General features: G+C 53.3%; 1 rRNA gene. It reads left to right on the top strand.

The features are described 5' to 3' along the window. Window positions 1-272, top strand: a 16S ribosomal RNA gene (locus tag FNK51_RS26280); the annotation flags it as partial.

The following is a 272-nucleotide window of genomic DNA, read 5'->3' on the forward strand; positions in this document are numbered from 1 at the left end:
GTAATACGTAGGTGGCAAGCGTTGTCCGGAATTATTGGGCGTAGAGCGCGCGCAGGTGGTTCCTTAAGTCTGATGTGAAAGCCCACGGCTCAACCGTGGAGGGTCGTTGGAAACTGGGGAACTNGAGTGCAGAAGAGGAAAGTGGNATTCCAAGTGTAGCGGTGAAATGCGTAGAGATTTGGAGGAACACCAGTGGCGAAGGCGACTTTCTGGTCTGTAACTGACACTGAGGCGCGTAAGCGTGGGGAGCAAACAGGATTAGATACCCTGGT

It is taken from the genome of Bacillus sp. B4EP4a (genome assembly GCF_006680105.1).
Lineage (GTDB): Bacteria > Bacillota > Bacilli > Bacillales > DSM-1321 > Peribacillus > Peribacillus simplex_E.